General features: G+C 66.7%; 15 protein-coding genes and 1 pseudogene. 13 read left to right on the forward strand and 3 right to left on the reverse strand.

The window, feature by feature from the left end:
* Both AC1DRP_RS14980 and AC1DRP_RS14985 read right to left on the reverse strand, forming a co-directional pair.
* Nucleotides 1-2111 (reverse strand): autotransporter-associated beta strand repeat-containing protein (locus tag AC1DRP_RS14980; RefSeq protein ID WP_476768855.1); only part of this gene is annotated, 2111 nt, incomplete at its 3' end.
* A gap of 499 nt (nucleotides 2112-2610) precedes the next feature.
* Nucleotides 2611-3312, reverse strand: a complete 702-nt coding sequence (locus tag AC1DRP_RS14985) for a response regulator (RefSeq protein ID WP_476768856.1) — start codon at nucleotides 3310-3312, stop codon at nucleotides 2611-2613.
* A gap of 96 nt (nucleotides 3313-3408) precedes the next feature.
* Between AC1DRP_RS14985 and AC1DRP_RS14990 the strand changes: the two genes are divergently transcribed.
* On the forward strand, nucleotides 3409-5178 hold the full coding sequence (locus AC1DRP_RS14990) for a hybrid sensor histidine kinase/response regulator (protein WP_476768857.1): 1770 nt from the start codon (nucleotides 3409-3411) through the stop codon (nucleotides 5176-5178).
* A gap of 45 nt (nucleotides 5179-5223) precedes the next feature.
* Here AC1DRP_RS14990 and AC1DRP_RS14995 read toward each other — a convergent pair.
* Nucleotides 5224-5463 (reverse strand): annotated as a pseudogene (locus tag AC1DRP_RS14995) (EmrB/QacA family drug resistance transporter); the annotation flags it as partial.
* Between the two features lie 286 nt (nucleotides 5464-5749).
* Between AC1DRP_RS14995 and AC1DRP_RS15000 the strand changes: the two are divergent.
* The 12 genes from AC1DRP_RS15000 to dhaK all read left to right on the forward strand — a co-directional run bounded on the left by AC1DRP_RS15000 (nucleotide 5750) and on the right by dhaK (nucleotide 15833).
* Complete coding sequence (locus AC1DRP_RS15000; RefSeq protein WP_441491360.1) at nucleotides 5750-7057, forward strand: ABC transporter substrate-binding protein; 1308 nt, start codon at nucleotides 5750-5752, stop codon at nucleotides 7055-7057.
* A 136-nt stretch (nucleotides 7058-7193) separates the two neighbouring features.
* Nucleotides 7194-8114: a carbohydrate ABC transporter permease gene (locus AC1DRP_RS15005; RefSeq protein ID WP_441491361.1), complete on the forward strand. Its 921-nt coding sequence runs from the start codon at nucleotides 7194-7196 to the stop codon at nucleotides 8112-8114.
* Nucleotides 8111-9079 (forward strand): carbohydrate ABC transporter permease, encoded by a 969-nt coding sequence (locus tag AC1DRP_RS15010; protein WP_441491142.1) that lies wholly within the window; start codon nucleotides 8111-8113, stop codon nucleotides 9077-9079. Before AC1DRP_RS15005 ends, AC1DRP_RS15010 begins: the two co-directional genes overlap by 4 nt.
* 8 nt (nucleotides 9080-9087) lie before the next feature.
* Nucleotides 9088-9312 (forward strand): hypothetical protein, encoded by a 225-nt coding sequence (locus AC1DRP_RS15015; RefSeq protein WP_441491143.1) that lies wholly within the window; start codon nucleotides 9088-9090, stop codon nucleotides 9310-9312.
* Nucleotides 9313-9315: 3 nt separating this feature from the next.
* Nucleotides 9316-10437: an ABC transporter ATP-binding protein gene (locus AC1DRP_RS15020; protein ID WP_476768858.1), complete on the forward strand. Its 1122-nt coding sequence runs from the start codon at nucleotides 9316-9318 to the stop codon at nucleotides 10435-10437.
* Nucleotides 10430-11443, forward strand: a complete 1014-nt coding sequence (locus AC1DRP_RS15025) for an ABC transporter ATP-binding protein (RefSeq protein WP_441506722.1) — start codon at nucleotides 10430-10432, stop codon at nucleotides 11441-11443. The genes AC1DRP_RS15020 and AC1DRP_RS15025 overlap by 8 nt, the downstream gene beginning before the upstream one ends.
* Before the next feature lie 3 nt (nucleotides 11444-11446).
* Nucleotides 11447-12049: a dihydroxyacetone kinase subunit DhaL gene (gene dhaL / locus AC1DRP_RS15030; RefSeq protein WP_476768859.1), complete on the forward strand. Its 603-nt coding sequence runs from the start codon at nucleotides 11447-11449 to the stop codon at nucleotides 12047-12049.
* 4 nt (nucleotides 12050-12053) lie between these two features.
* Nucleotides 12054-12452, forward strand: coding sequence for a dihydroxyacetone kinase phosphoryl donor subunit DhaM (dhaM, locus tag AC1DRP_RS15035; RefSeq protein ID WP_113511725.1), 399 nt, complete (start codon nucleotides 12054-12056; stop codon nucleotides 12450-12452).
* A 53-nt stretch (nucleotides 12453-12505) separates the two neighbouring features.
* Complete coding sequence (locus tag AC1DRP_RS15040) at nucleotides 12506-12784, forward strand: HPr family phosphocarrier protein (RefSeq protein ID WP_441491362.1); 279 nt, start codon at nucleotides 12506-12508, stop codon at nucleotides 12782-12784.
* A 6-nt stretch (nucleotides 12785-12790) separates the two neighbouring features.
* Entirely contained in the window at nucleotides 12791-14395 is a 1605-nt protein-coding gene (locus AC1DRP_RS15045; protein ID WP_476768860.1) for a phosphoenolpyruvate--protein phosphotransferase, read from the forward strand.
* Nucleotides 14392-14850: a hypothetical protein gene (locus AC1DRP_RS15050; protein ID WP_476768861.1), complete on the forward strand. Its 459-nt coding sequence runs from the start codon at nucleotides 14392-14394 to the stop codon at nucleotides 14848-14850. The genes AC1DRP_RS15045 and AC1DRP_RS15050 overlap by 4 nt, the downstream gene beginning before the upstream one ends.
* The gene (dhaK, locus tag AC1DRP_RS15055; protein WP_476768862.1) at nucleotides 14847-15833 is read left to right on the forward strand and encodes a dihydroxyacetone kinase subunit DhaK; all 987 of its coding nucleotides are present in this window, start codon (nucleotides 14847-14849) and stop codon (nucleotides 15831-15833) included. Before AC1DRP_RS15050 ends, dhaK begins: the two co-directional genes overlap by 4 nt.
* Nucleotides 15834-15910 lie beyond the last annotated feature (77 nt).

Here is a 15910-nt window from a genome sequence, read left to right on the forward strand (position 1 = left end):
GCTGTATGGATCTCGCCCGAGAGCTGGTTGACCGCAGCCGGGATCGCCGCCGCCGGCAGGTTGTAGATGCCGAACAGCGACGAGGGATCGCCGCCGCCCGCCACCGCGCCGTCGATCGCCGAGGCGATCGCATAGGCATTGGCCGGAGCCGTGACCCCGAGCTGCGGTGCCGGGTTCACGATCGGTGCCAGCGGCTTCGGCGTCAGGGTCAGCCGGACGTCGTTGGCGGTATAGCTCACGCCCGTGGTGATGCCGTCGCCAAAGCTGCCGGTCATGTCGACCGGGCTGAACTGGCCGCCGAGCCCGCCCGCAGCCGAAAGCAGCGTATAGGGGCTGTTGAAGTGATGGGCGCCTCCGAGTGGCACGATCCGCAGCGTGCCGGCGAGCGAGGCCGTGCCGGTGACGTCGATCCGGTCCGAGACCGCGCCCTGGATCTCGGCAATGTAGGTCGAGCCGGCTCCAAGCGTCAGGTTGCCATTGATCCTCAGCACGCCCGGCGAATTACCGGGCGACAGCGTGCCGTTCACGACCGTTGACGGCAGAGTTCCAGAACCGCCAAGCGTGGCGCCGGCGGCGACCGTCACTCCGGACGAGCTCGCAATCGAGCCGTTCACAATGAGCGTGCCTGAGGTGGCCGAGGTCGCGCCGGCGTAGGTATTGGTGCCCGAAAGCGTCAGCGTTCCCGTTCCGAGCTTGGTCAGGCCGCCTGCGCCCGAGATCACGCCGTCAAAGGTCGAGTTGCTGTCGCCGGATCCCACGCTCAGGCTCCCTGCGCCCAGCGTCACCAGGCCCGCGCCTGCAAGCGTGCCGATCGACTGGTTGAAGCCATGGAGGTCAAGCGTCGCGGCCGACGCCACAGTGATCTGCGAGGACGCGCCGAAGATGCCCGATGCGCCCGCCTGCAAAGTGCCGGCCTGGATCGACCAAGACTGGCTGCCCGATCCTGAGAGTATCCAGGTGCTCGTGCCGCGCTTTTCGAAATCGGTGAAGCCGCGAAACTGAGCGCCCGCGCCGATCAAGGAGACATCGAAGCTGCCATTGCTCGAGCCGCCCAGCGCGAGCACATTGCCGGCGACGCCGCCGGCCAAGACGTTGCCCGTCACAGTCGCGCCAGCCTGCAGCTCGACCCGGTTGTTCGCACCCGTCAGCTGGATCGCATCGGAGCGCCTCAAGCCGTCGCCGGAGAGCCCGCCCGCCACGGCCGCGCCCGCTCCAAGCGTCAGGCTGAGCCCGGAACCGACGATGCCGACGCCGCCAGCGCCGCCGATGACGGGGCCGCTGCTACCCGTACCGCCGGCTCCGCCGTTGCCGCCGACCACCGACGCATTGATCATGGCATGGCCACCGGTCAGGAACTGCAGCCCCACCCCGCCTGCGCCGCCGTGCCCACCAATAGGACCGTTGTATCCGGTAGCCGAGCCACCGGCTCCACCCGAGCCGCCGGTTGCTGCGGCATGGAGGACGAAGCTTCCGCTGTTCAGGAACACCAGGCCGATACCGCCGGAGCCACCATTGCCGCCATGGCCGTACATATAGGTGATATCGTTGTGAGCTGATCCCCCCGTGCCGCCATTGCCGCCCGTCGTCGCGGCATTGATCGTGCCGGTCGCGGCGCCAAGCACTGCACCGAAACCGCCCGCGCCGCCGCCGCCGCCATCGTTCCCACCGTTGGGGGAATAGCCAGCACCACCAGCGCCGCCGTCGCCACCGGAAACCGCATTGAAGGGCAAGCTCGCCCCCGCATCGAGAAAACCGTGCGCCCCGCCACCGCCGCCGCCGCCATTGGCCCCGTTGCGTCCCGCTTGTCCCGATGCTCCTGCGCCCACGCCGCCGGCTCCGCCGGACCCTGGCACACCGTCGCCCGCTCCACCGTTGCCGCCGCTCCAGCCTGCCCCGCCGCCACCTGCGCCGGCGCCGGAATCGCCTCCGTTCCCGCCTCGTCCGCTATAGCTGTCCCCGCCGCCTGGGCTTCTGTTCATACCTCCGCCCTGGCCCCCGTCGGCCCGGGCCAGTGGGATCGACAGGGCGGCCGAAAACGCCACGGCAATTGCGAACTGCGGTCCGACACGGGCCGTGGTCCGGGACAAGGCGCGCTGCAAATGGTCGATCACTCTGTCCGCCAATCATGAGGTTCTCGTGCGATCCCGGAAGCCCGCGGCTTGCCGCCAATGCCGTCGCCGAAAGCCGGGACTGTATGGATGGCGAGGCCTCGGAGAAATACGGCGGATGCCGTATTTCGGCGCCGCGCGAGGGCGATCGTTTGCCGACCATGCGCGAGGCTTGCGCTGACGAAGCCGGTCGAGGCGGCGCATCGGCCGCCTCCCAGGTCGCGGCAGCAGCGCCGAAGAGATGAAATACGGCATCTGCCGTATTGAACGCCGCCTGCGGAGACGCGACAGTGCGGGGCCCGATCCTTCGCCAGGCGGGTTTCTGGTCCCGCCCGAGGTCGCCCTTGTCCGTTAAAGCCGTTCTGTTGCCGCCTTGCTGCTGACGAGGCCGCGGCTACGCAGCCGTCACAGCCCGCGCGGCGACGGCCGGGCTATGCCCGCTAGGGCAGGCGGGCAGGGAACTTGGGGACCGCGGCAGCGTTGGCGGCGGTGCGGTGCCGCGTCAACCGACAGGCAGGCCGACGCGCACCGCATAGGCTGCAAGTTCCGTAGCGCTGTGCAGATCGAGCTTGCGCATGAGGTTCTCCCGGTGCTTGCGGGCAGTGTGGGGGCTGATGCCAAAACGTGCGGCGACGGCGCGGGTCGTGGCGCCACCGGCGATCAGGACCAGCAATTCACTTTCCCGCCGCGTCAGCGCAACAGATGTGGTCGCATCGAACGGGATGCCGCCCGGTGTGCCCGCCCCTTGTTGGAGCGTGGCGTCACGCAGCGGKAGGCTGACATAGGGATGGCCCCGTTGCAGGGCGGCGAGGGCGTTGAACAGCTCGTCGAGATCGCTGCCCTTCACGACATAGCCGTCGGCCCCCGCCGCCAGCGCCGCCTGGGCCATCTGCGGATCGGTGTTCGCCGTCAGGATCAGGATCTTCAGGCGCGGATAGGCCTGGCGCAGCTCGCCGATGGAGCGCAGGCCCGTCAGCCCGGGCATGCCCAGGTCGAGCACGAGAAGCTCGGCCGGCCTGTCCTTCAGCAATGCGGCAAGACTTGCGCCGTCCGCGGCCTCGCCCACGACGGTACGGTCCTGCTGCGTCGCGATCAGAAGCTTCAGCCCTTCGCGGATCAGGACATGGTCGTCGGCCAGAATGATGCGGCAGGCGGTTTCTTCGGCTGGAGCGGCCGGCGTCCTGGACGTGTGGCGAGGAATCATGATGCGTGACTATTCCTTGGGCGCGCGTCACTGGCTACGGGCCCTGCGGCATCACCCCTGCGCGGTGAGCGCTTGCCGGCGCAGGAAGGAGCAATCATGCGGGTCCCGGCGCTGACGCCTGACACCAGCACCCATCTGCGTGCGGCTCTGGTCGAACTCCTCTATCGCCAGTCCGGCTCTATCCTGCTCGCCAATCTCGTGATCCCCTGGCCCGTCGCCTATGTGATGCGCGAGGTGGTGCCGGTCGGCCTGCTGATCGGCTGGATCGGCGCGACCTATCTCCTCACCGGAGCCCGCCTGCTGCTGTCGCGGCGCTATTTCGCCCGGATTGACGGCGAGGCCGAGGCGACGAACTGGGCCCGACGTTTCACGGTCCTGTCGATCCTGTCGAGCCTGCTCTGGGGAGCGCTCGGCTGGTTCGGTTTCGAACCGACGCAGCCGCATCTGATCGCCTTCGTCTGCATCGTGCTGACCGGCTTGTCGGGTGGAGCGGTGCCGTCCCTCTCGGCCTATCCGCCGGCCTATATCGGCCTGCTGATCGCCATGCACCTGCCTTTCGCCCTGCGCTGTCTCATGCAGGAAGGGTCGATCTATTCGGTCTATGCCCTGTTCCAGCTCTGCCTGATCGGCGCCTATCTCTTTTGCTGCCGGGTCACCTACCGTACCCTGAAGGAGACGGTCGCCCTGCGCTTCGAGAATCTGGCGCTGGTGCGCGGGCTCGAGCGCGAGCGGGACCGCGCCACGGCGGCCGACAAGGCCAAGACGCGTTTCCTCGCGGCGGCGAGCCACGACCTGCGACAGCCGGTCCACGCGCTCGCGTTGTTTGCAGCGACGCTCGGAACGCTCGCCCGGCGCGGCGCTGTCGGAAGCCATGAAGCCAGTGGGATCGCCGACAAGCTGGACGCGGCCATCGGCTCGCTCGGCGGGCTGCTGAACGGCCTCATCGACGTTTCGCAACTCGATGCCGGCCTCGTTCCGGTGCGACGGCAGCCGGTTCATCTCGGCAGGATGCTGGCGGACCTGCAGGAGGTCTTCGCACCCCAGGCGCGCCAGCGCGGCATCGATCTGCGCGCGGTACCGGGCGATGCCTGGGGCGATAGCGATCCGGAACTGCTCAGGCGCATCCTCGACAATCTCCTGTCGAACGCGCTCCGCCACGCCCCCGACAGCCGCGTGCTGATCGGCAGTCGCCGTCGCGGGGAGGCGATCGAGATTCTCGTGGTCGATACCGGGCCGGGCATTCCCCAGGAGCAGCATCAGGCCGTGTTCGAGGAGTTCACCCAGCTCGGCAATCCGGAACGCGACCGCGAGCAGGGACTTGGCCTCGGTCTCGCCATCGTTCGGCGCCTGGGGGCATTGCTCGAGCATCCCATCGGGTTGCGCTCCACAGCCGGCAAGGGCTCGACATTCTCCGTGCGGATTCCGCGGATCGATCCGCCGGCCTCGGGGCTGGCGCCGGCGCGGGCGCAGGCCTTCCCGCCCGGTCTTCGCATCATGGTCCTGGACGATGATCCTCAGGTGCTTGACGCCAATGTCAGCCTGTTGACGGCCTGGGGCCACGAGGCCATCGCCGGGACGGACGTCGAGGAGCTTTGCCGGCGCCATGCCAAGGTGGGCGCAGGCAGGGTGGACCTGATCATCGCGGATTATCGGCTCAAGGCCGGGCTGACCGGCAGCGAGGCCGTCGAACGCCTGGCGGAAAAACTGGGATATCGTGCCCGGGCGCTGATCGTCACCGGCGACACTATGCCGGAGCGGCTGCGGGAGCTGAACGCGACCGGATACCGCGTGCTGCACAAGCCCGTCGCGCCGGACGCCCTGCAGGCGGCGATCCGGCAATCCGGCTCCGGCCACGCGGCCGACTGAAGGCTCTCACCCTGGCCGCAATCGCAACCGGCAGGGCCGAGCCTTTCAATGCGCGGCCGCTGCGCCGCCGCCTGGGCCCTTCCTGGCGAACAGGACCACGATCGCGGCGAGGACCAGCATGATGCCGATGATGGCGAGGCTGTCGCCGAGCACCAGGGCCTGGCGCTTCGCGGTCTTGCCGCGCGCGATGACCGCCTGGCCGATGATGTTGGAGTGGAACTGCTCGCGCCTGATGATGATCGTGCCAAGCACGGCGGCACCGACCGCGCCACCGAGATTGTCCAGCGCGGCCTCGACTCGGCCATGCCCAACAGTTCACTGAACTTGTGCATCGCAATAAAAACGGTTGCACTGCAATATGTTGTCCGGGGTCGTCGTTGCTTGACATGTTTAGTGATTGAGAGTTCACTAAACAAATCGCTGAACTTGGACGGCTCGTTCCGAGGCGGCGTGAGGAAACATCCCGCGTCGGCTGTGCCCTTCGCGGTCGCGCAGGTTCGCCCGTCACCCCAATGACGGCTGGTGACGGCACGCCAAGGGAGGGAAGCACATGACACAATTCAGGACATGGATGCTGGCCGCGACCATTGCYGGGAGCGCGGCACTTGCTGCCCCCGGGGCCCAGGCACAGGGCAAGTCGCTGACGCTCTGCTGGGCGGCCTGGGATCCGGCCAATGCGCTGGTCGAACTCTCCAAGGACTTCACCGCCAAGACCAATATCGCGATGAAGTTCGAGTTCGTGCCCTGGCCGAATTTCGCCGACCGCATGCTCAACGAGCTCAATTCCAAGGGCAAGCTCTGTGACCTGATCATCGGTGACTCGCAGTGGATCGGTGGCTCCGCCGAGAACAAGCACTATGTGAAGCTGAACGATTTCTTCGCCAAGGAAGGCATCAAGATCGACGACTTCATGCCGGCGACAGTCACCGGCTATGCCGAATGGCCGAAGAACACGCCAAACTACTGGGCGTTGCCGGCTATGGGCGATGCGCTCGGCTGGACCTACCGCAAGGACTGGTTCTCCAGGCCCGAGTTGCAGGCCGAATTCAAGGCGAAGTACAACCGCGAGCTCGCGGCGCCGAAGTCCCAGACCGAGCTGAAGCAGATCGCCGAGTTCTTCCAGGGCCGCGACATCGACGGCAAGAAGGTCTATGGCGCGGCCATCTTCACCGAGCGTGGCTCGGAAGGCATCACGATGGGCGTCGCCAACGCGCTCTATCCGTTCGGCTTCAAATATGAGGACCCGAAGAAGCCCTACGCCATGGCCGGCTTCGTCAACTCCGAGGACGCCGTGAAGGGCCTGGAGTTCTACAAGTCCCTGTACAAGTGCTGCACCCCGCCGGGCTACTCCAACGCCTATATGCAGGAGGGTCTGGACGCTTTCAAATCCGGGCAGGCGGCCTTGCAGATGAACTGGTTCGCCTTCTTCCCCGGCCTGTACAAGGATCCGAATGTCGGCGGCGACAAGATCGGCTTCTTCGTCAATCCGCCTGAGAAGGAGAAGGGCTCGCAGCTCGGCGGGCAGGGCCTCTCGGTCGTCGCCTACTCGCCGAACCAGGCCGAGGCGCTGTCCTATGTCAAATGGTTCGCCTCGCTCGATGTGCAGAAGAAGTGGTGGGAGCTCGGCGGCTATACCTGCCACAAGGGCGTGCTGAACGATCCCGGCTTCGCCAAATCTGCGCCCTTCGCGGCCGATTTCCTCGTCGCCATGGGCCAGGTCGTCGATTTCTGGGCCGAGCCCTCCTACGCGCAGCTGATGCAGGCGGAGCAGGCGCGCATCCACGACTATGTCGTGGCGGAGAAGGGCACAGCCAAACAGGCGCTCGACCTGCTGATCCAGGATTGGACCAAGGTCTTCAAGGAAGACGGCAAGTTCTGACGTAAGCGGGGCTTTCCCCCCAGCCGAACCGGGGCTGCGCCTCTCACAGGCGGCGCAGCCAGTTCCCGACCTTGCCTTTGAACGGTGCTGAGTCATGAATGCGAGCGACGTCACCGGCATCAGGAGCGCGGCAGCGATGCGCGCAGCCTATCCCCCGATCGCCCACCGGGTCCGGGGCCTCAGCGACAGGGCGATCGCCTGGATCTTCATCGCGCCGACGATGATCCTCCTGCTCGTGATCAACCTGTTTCCGCTGATCTGGACGATCCAGCTCTCCTTCACCAATTACCGCGCCAATCGCCCCAATGCGCCGCTGCGCAATGTCGGGATCGAGCACTACCAGACGATCCTGTCGGATCCCGAAATCTGGCAGCGCATGCAGGCGACGGCGCATTTCGTGTTCTGGACGATCCTGCTGCAGATGGTCATCGGCTTCGCGCTGGCCTATCTGATCGACCGCAAGTTCCGCGGCCATGGCTTCTGGACCACGCTGATCCTGATCCCGATGATGCTCTCGCCGGCGGTGGTCGGCAATTTCTGGACCTTCCTGTACCAGCCGCAGATCGGCCTGTTCAATTACGTGGTCTCGTTCTTCTCCGGCATTCCGCCGTCCTCCTTCCAGATGCTCGGCGATGTGACCCTGAGTCCCTGGGCGATCATCATCGTCGATACCTGGATGTGGACGCCCTACGTGATGCTGATCTGCCTCGCAGGCCTGCGCTCGATCCCGGACTACATCTACGAGGCAGCGGAGGTCGACCGGGCCAGCAACTGGCGGCAATTCATCTCGATCACGCTGCCGATGTGCCTGCCCTTCATCATGCTGGCCGTACTCTTCCGCGGTATCGAGAACTTCAAGATGTTCGACATGGTCAATCTTCTGACCTCCGGCGGACCGGGCTCGACCACTGAACTCGCCTCGATCACGCTGAAGCGCGCCGCCTTCGAGGCCTGGCGCACCGGCTATTCCTCCGCCTTCGCAATTATCCTGTTCGTCGCCGTGTTCGGGCTGGCGAACATCTATGTGAAGGCGCTGAACAAGGTGAAGGCACGATGAGCGGCGCTCTCTCCACGGCCCATTCCGTCGTCGCGCCGAGTGGTCGCGTCAAGCTGCTGGCCGGCACCATCGTCGCCCTCTACGCGCTGGTGGCGATCGTGCCGCTGCTCTGGATCGGTCTGACCAGCATCAAGACGCCGCCCGATTCGATCTCCTACCCACCCAAGGTCGTGCCCTTCCTGCATTTCGAGCCTTCGATCGAAGGCTATTGCAACCTGTTCAACACGCGCTCGCGCCAGACGGCGGACTACCTTGCCTCGCTCCCGCCTGCGAATTCCGCCTGCGAGGAGATCACCCGTTCGCGCAGCATGGTGGTCGTCGGCCCGTCGAACTACGTGCCGCGCTTCGTCAATTCGCTGATCATCGCCTTCGGCTCGACRCTGCTCTCGGTCGGCCTGGGTACCTGCGCGGCCTATGCCTTCTCGCGTTTCAAGGTGCCGCTGAAGGACGACCTGCTGTTCTTCATCCTGTCGACACGGATGATGCCGCCGATCGCCGTCGCGATCCCGATCTTCCTGATGTATCGCGAACTCGGCCTTTCCGACACGCGGCTGGGAATGATCCTGCTCTACACCTCGGTCAATGTCTCGCTGGCCGTCTGGCTGCTCAAGGGCTTCATCGACGAGATCCCGCGCGAATACGAGGAAGCGGCGATGATCGACGGCTATACGCGGCTGCAGGCCTTCCGCAAGGTCGTGCTGCCTCAGGCCACGACCGGCATCGTCGCGACCGCGATCTTCTGCCTGATCTTCGCCTGGAACGAATATGCCTTCGCCGTTCTGCTTACCTCGGGCACGGCGCAGACCGCRCCGCCCTTTATCCCGATCATCATCGGGGAGGGCGGGCAGGATTGGCCGGCCGTGGCGGCCGGAACGACGCTGTTCCTGATACCGATCCTGGTTTTCACCGTGCTGCTGCGCAAGCACCTCCTGCGCGGCATCACCTTCGGGGCGGTGCGCAAATGAACCTGCAAATGAACCGGCATCTGAGCCATCCCCGGGAGCGCGAAGGCGCGGCCGCGTCGCGCTGGCCGAAGGCGCTGCGACGCGGCCCGATGGAAACACTGGCGACGGTGCTGATCTCGGCCGGCGTGCTGATGCTGCTGCAGCCCTTCTCGCTTGCGCTCTACGGCTATTCCTTCGTCACGACCCTGATCGGCGTCGTCATGTTCACCTTCGTCACCAAGTTCCCGGAGTGAGCCATGGCCGAGATCCGGGTCGATAATCTGGTGAAACGGTTCGGCGCCTTCATGGCGGTGCGCGATACCAGCTTCACGGTCGAGGATGGCGATTTCTTCTGCCTGCTGGGTCCGTCGGGCTGCGGCAAGACCACGACATTGCGGATGGTTGCGGGGTTGGAACTGCCATCCTCCGGCAGCATCCAGCTCGACGGCGAGGACGTCACCTTCAAGCGGGCGCGCGAACGCGACATCGCCATGGTGTTCCAGCTCTTTGCGCTCTACCCGCATATGAACGTGCGCAAGAACATCAGTTTTCCGCTGGTCTCGATGGGCGTGCCCAGGGACGAGACGAGACGGCGCGTCGAGGAAGCGGCGCGCGTGCTGCGCATCGAGCATCTGCTCGACAAATCGATATCCGGCCTTTCCGGCGGCGACCGGCAGCGGGTCGCGCTCGGCCGCGCCATTGTGCGCGAGCCGAAGGCCTTCATGATGGACGAGCCATTGGGCGCGCTCGACGCCGAGTTCCGCCATCTGATGTGCGGCGAGCTGCGCGCCCTACACGACCGGCTGAAGGCGACGACGGTTTACGTCACCCACGACCAGCTCGAGGCCATGTCGATGGCCGACAAGATCGCGGTGATGAATGATGGCGTGATCGAGCAGCTCGGCTCGCCGCAGGAGATCTATGACCGGCCGAACTCGATGTTCGTCGGGGATTTCATCGGCTCGCCAGCGATGAACTTCGTTCGTTTCGACGGCGCAGCGATTGCGGGCTCGACCTCGGTCAGCATCGATGCCGCCTCCGTGACCTTGCCGGAACTGCGCGAGAGCCACGCGCCCGGGCCGCTGGCGCTGGGGGTGCGGCCGGAGCAGATCGTCATCGGCGATCCCGGCCGGCAAGGCAGCGCCCTTCCGGGCGAGATCTTCGGCACCGAATATCTCGGCACGACCCAGATCGTGACGGTCGCCACCCCGCGCGGCAAGCTCAAGGCGCGCTTGCCCGCCCATATGCCGGTTGTCGCCGGCGACCGCGTCAGTCTCTCGTTCAGGCCGGAGCGGCTGTCGCTGTTCGATGCGGCGACGGGGAAGGCGATTCGCTCCGCCTTGCATGAGGCCGGCACGACGAGGCGCACCCATGGCTGAAGTCACGCTGACGCAGGTCTCGAAGCGGTTCGGCGCGGTGCAGGCCGCGAGCGACCTGTCGCTTACCATCGCCGATGGCGAGTTCGTGGTGCTGCTGGGGCCGACAGGCGCTGGCAAGACGACAGTCTTGCGCCTCGTCGCCGGGCTGGAAACCCCGGATGACGGCCGGATCTTCATCGGCGGCGTCGACGTCACCGCGCTGCCGCCGGCGGCGCGCGACGTCACTTTCGTGTTCCAGCAATATTCGCTCTATCCGCATCTGAGCGTCTTCGACAATCTCGCGTTCCCCTTGCGTTCGCCGACACGGCGCACGCCGGAGGACGAGATCCGGCGCGCGGTCGGCCATGTCGCAAAGCTGCTCAGGATCGAGGACAAGCTGCAGAACCGCGCGACACAACTCTCCGGCGGCCAGATGCAGCGCGTCGCGATCGGCCGCGCTCTGGTGCGCAGCCCGTCCATCTACCTGATGGACGAGCCGCTCTCCTCGCTCGATGCCAAGCTGCGCGCGGAATTGCGCATCGAGCTGAAGCATATCCAGCAGGACCTGGGCGCGACCATCCTCTACGTCACCCATGACCAGACCGAAGCGATGACGCTGGCTTCGCGGATCGGCGTGATCAACCAGGGCCGCCTCGTGCAGATCGGCACGCCGCGCAGCATCTATGAGGACCCGGCCGACATCTATGTCGCCACCCGGCTCGGCAGCCCCGGCATCAACCTGCTGCCGCGCGCACTCTTTCCCAATCTGGAGGCGCCGGCGAGCACGACCACGATCGGCGTGCGCACCGAGCATCTCGCCATCGCCAAGGCGGGCAACGGCGCGGTAACGGGCAAGGTCAACTGGATCGAGCGGCTCGGCGACCAGAACCACCTGCATATCGCGGTGAACCAGCAGCAGATCGTCAGTCTGGTCGATCCCGATGAAGGACTGGATGTCAGCGACGAGGTCAGCGTGAGCCTGCTCAGGCCGCTGTTCTTCGATGCCGACGGCCAGAGGGTGAGGTGAACCATGGATGGCGCGCTGAAGAAGAGGCTGATCGAGGCCATGACCGGGGCGATCGTCGGCCATGCCGATGAATTGACGGCGCTCGATCAGGCTATTGGCGACGGTGACCACGGCCTGAACATGAAGCGCGGTTTCGAGGCCGTGCTGGCGGACATGGATCCGATCGCGGCAAAGCCCTTGCCCGACGCCCTGAAGGCTATCGGCACGACATTGGTCATGAAGGTCGGCGGCGCCTCGGGGCCTCTCTACGGCACATTGTTCATGGCGCTGGGCAAGGAGCTGCCGTCAGAGCCGACGGTTGCGGATCTGGCGCGAGCGCTGGCCGCGGCTATCGAGGCCGTGAAGGCACGCGGCAAGTCCGATTTCGGCCAGAAGACCATGCTCGACGTGCTGGCGCCGCTCCAGGTCGCCCTCGCTCAGGGCGGCGCCGATCTCACGAAGCGCCTTCCCGAGGTCGTGAAGGACGCGGCCGAGGCGACGGTTCCGCTCAGGGCCATTCGCGGACGCGCCTCGTTTCTGGGCGAGCGTTCGGTCGGCCATATGGACCCCGGGGCACGCTCATCGGCGCTGCTCGCCACCGCAATCTGCAATGCCATCGGAGCCTGAAATCATGCCAGCCAGCAAGAATGTCGGCATCGTCATCGTGTCGCACTCGGCCAAGGTCGCCGAAGGCGCCGCCGACATGGTCCGCCAGATGGTCGGCGACAATGTCCCGCTCGCCGCGGCCGGGGGCAATGCCGAAGGCGGCCTCGGCACCGATGTCGCCGCCATCATGGCTGCGATCGACAAGGCATGGTCGGAGGCGGGCGTCGCCATCCTGGTCGATCTTGGCGGGGCCGAGACCAATAGCGAGATGGCGGTGGAAATGATGCCGGAGGAGCGGCGCGAGCGCATCGTCATCTGTAATGCCCCCATTGTGGAAGGCGCCGTGATGGCCGCGACCGAAGCGTCCGGCGGCTCGCCGCTGGCGGTCGTGCAGGCGACCGCCGAGGAATTGATGTCGGCATGAACGAGATGTCGGCCAATGCCAGCCAGAGGCAAGGTAGCGAGAGGAATGAAGGGATGCAGGAGGTGACGGCCAGCGCCCTGCTCACCAACAAGATCGGGCTTCATGCCCGGCCCTCGGTGAAGCTTACCCAGACCGCCAAGCGCTTCGGCTCCCGTATCGAGGTGGCCACCAGCGCGGCCGGCCCGTGGACCGATGCCAAGAGCCCGGTGAAGATCATGCGCGTCAAGGCGGCCAAGGGTGAAGTGCTGCATTTCAAGGCCAGCGGCGACGATGCGTCCGCGGCGCTGGCCGCGCTCGTCGATATCGTCGCACGCAAGTTCGACGAGGAGTGAGGCGTGATGGAACGCCGCCTTTCCGGCCTCGCCGCATCGACCGGGATCGCCTTCGGCCCGGCGGTGATCTTTCGCGCCGTCGGCGAGATGCAGCGCAAGACGGGGCCGGTCGCAAGCGAGCGACAGGCCCTGGCGGATGCGGTTGCCGCCTCCCTCCAGGCGGTCACGGGTTTGGCTGCCAGCCTTCACGGCGAGGCCGCCGATATCGTGGGCTTCCAGGTGGCGCTGCTTGAGGACGATGCCCTGACCGAGGGGGCCTTTGCCGCAATCGAGAGTGGTGTGCCGGCCGACGCGGCCTGGCGCCAGGCGCTGGCGGACGAGATCGCAGGCTATGAGGCGGCCGACGACGCCTATTTCCGCGCCCGCGCCGCAGATCTGGCAGATATCCGGGACCGGGTTCTGCGCCAGCTTTTCGGCTTGCCCGAGCTGACGGATGCGCCGCCCGGCGCCGTCATCCTGGCTCAGGACCTGCCGCCCTCCGCCTTCCTCGGCATCGATTGGTCGCAAGGTGGCGGCATCGTGCTCGGGGCCGGCAGCCCGACCAGCCATGTCGCCATGCTGGCGCGCGGGCGTGGCGTGCMGATGGTGGTCGGCATCGGCTCCGACTGGGAGGCGGTCTCCGGCACGGTCGTCGTCGACGGCATGGCGGGCCTCGTCCTGACCGGACCGTCGCGTGCGAGCATCGACGCGGCGCGGCAGCGGGCAGACGAACTCGGCCAAGTGCGGACCCAGGCGGAAACCCGCAAGCGCGAGCCTGCGCTGACCCGCGACGGGACCCCGATTACCGTGATGGTCAATGTCGCGGGGATGGCCGATGTCGCCGGCTTCCCGGCCGAGGCCTGCGACGGCATCGGCCTGACCCGCACGGAGTTTCTGGTCGAGCAGGCGTTGCAGGATGAGGCGCGCCAGTTCGAGGCCTATGCCGGGTTGCTGCACTGGGCGGCCGGCCGGCCGGTGACGATCCGCACGCTCGATGCCGGTGGCGACAAGCCCATCGCCGGCTACACGCTCGATGGCGAGACCAATCCCTTTCTCGGCCTGCGCGGCATCAGGCTGTCGCTGCGCCATCCCGGAACTTTTCGCGTCCAGTTGCGCGCATTGGCCCGGGCGGCGAGCCTCGGCCCGCTCAAGATCATGCTGCCCATGGTGACGGCAGCGCGGGAACTGGAGGAGGCGAGGGGGCTGCTGGACGGCGTTCTCTCGGAACTTGCGGCCGACGGCGTGCCGCATGGCGCGCCCGCACTCGGCATCATGGTCGAGATTCCCGCGGCCGCCGTGGCGGTCGCGAGCTTCGACGCCGCGTTTTTCTCGATCGGCTCGAACGATCTGACGCAATACGCGACTGCTGCCGCGCGCGATGGGGCGGAGGTCGCGGCCTATGCCGATGTCCTGCATCCCGGCGTGCTTGCGATGATCGCGCATGTCGCGCGCCATGGTGCGGAGCAGGGTCGGGAGGTCAGCCTCTGCGGCGACGCGGGAGGCGATCCGCGCGCCATCGCCGCCTTGCTGCGGGCCGGCGTCCGGGCGGTATCGGTCTCTCCCGGGCAGCTGGCGCTGGCAAAGGAAGCGATCCGCGCGGTCGATCTCTCGCAGCCAGGGGCGGACGCATGACAGGCTTGGAAACCCTTGCCAGCGTGCCTTCGCCCTTGGCCGAGTACAAGGCGATCCTGCGCGCGGTCATCGAGAACCGTCCTTCCGGCACACGGCAGCGACTGGCGGAAGCCCTCGGCAAGAACCGCAGCTTCATCTCGCAGATCGTCAACCCGGCCTATGTCACGCCCGTGCCGGTCCAGCATCTGGAGACGATCTTCCATGTCTGCCATTTCGCGCCCTCGGAACGCGAGGCCTTCCTGAATGCTTACCGGGCCGCCCATCCCGGGCGTCTCGAGGTGGTCGACACCGCCCGGCCGATGCGCCGGCTCGTGGTCGAATTGCCGGATTTCGGCAGCGCCGACCTGAATGCCCGGGCCGACCATATCGTGCTGGGGGTCGCGCGCGGCCTGGTCTCGCTGATTCCGGTCGCGGCCGATGACGACGAAGCCGAGATGCGGGGGGAGAGCCCATGAAGAAGCTGATCAACGCGGTCGACAGCATCCTGTCGGAGAGCCTCCAGGGACTTGCCGCCATCCACGGCGATATCCTCATGCTTGGCGAAGAGGAGAAGTTCGTTCGGCGCAAGGCACTGATGCCGGGCAAGGTCGCGCTGATCTCGGGCGGGGGCTCGGGCCATGAACCCCTGCATGCCGGCTTCGTCGGCACCGGCATGCTCGATGCCGCCTGCCCGGGCCAGGTCTTCACCTCTCCGACGCCAGACCAGATGCTTGCGGCCGTCAACGCCGTCGCCACCTCGGCGGGCTCGCTCTTCATCGTCAAGAACTATGAAGGCGACGTGATGAATTTCGAGATGGCCGCCGAGATGGCCGAGACCCCGGTTGCGACGGTCATCACCGATGACGACGTTGCGGTCCCGGCCTCGATCTATTCCACCGGCCGGCGTGGCGTCGCCGGCACGCTGATCGTCGAGAAGATGGTCGGCGCGGCCGCCGAGCAGGGCCGTGATCTGAACGCGCTGAAGTCGCTCGGCGACGAGGTCAACCGGCGCACCCGCTCGATGGGCGTGGCGCTGACCTCCTGCACCGTGCCCGCAGCCGGCAAGCCGACCTTCACACTCGCCGAGGACGAGATGGAGATGGGCGTCGGCATCCACGGCGAACCGGGCCGGCGGCGCGTGAAGCTGGCAACCGCGGATGCCATCGCCGACGAGATGATGGGCGCGATCCTCGACGATCTCTCCCTGAAGAACGGCACGCCCTGCCTGCTGCTCGTCAACGGCTTCGGCGGGACTCCTGCCATGGAGCTCTATCTGATGGCCAATGCTGCAAGGCGCGTCATGGCGGGGCGCGGTCTCTCGATCGCGCGCGGGTTGGTAGGCTCTTACGTCACCTCATTGGACATGGCGGGCTGTTCGCTGACGGTGACGGCGCTGGACGACAGCCTGATCCAGCTCTGGGACGCGCCCGTCCATACGGCCGCGCTCCGCTGGGGGTAGGCGCCGCACCGTTCCGCATGCCGGCCATCGCTGGGAGGCCCGATGTCCGGTTGCGGCGCACGGCCCGGCAGTCTGCC

Source organism: Allobosea sp. 01N443 (genome assembly GCF_056399325.1).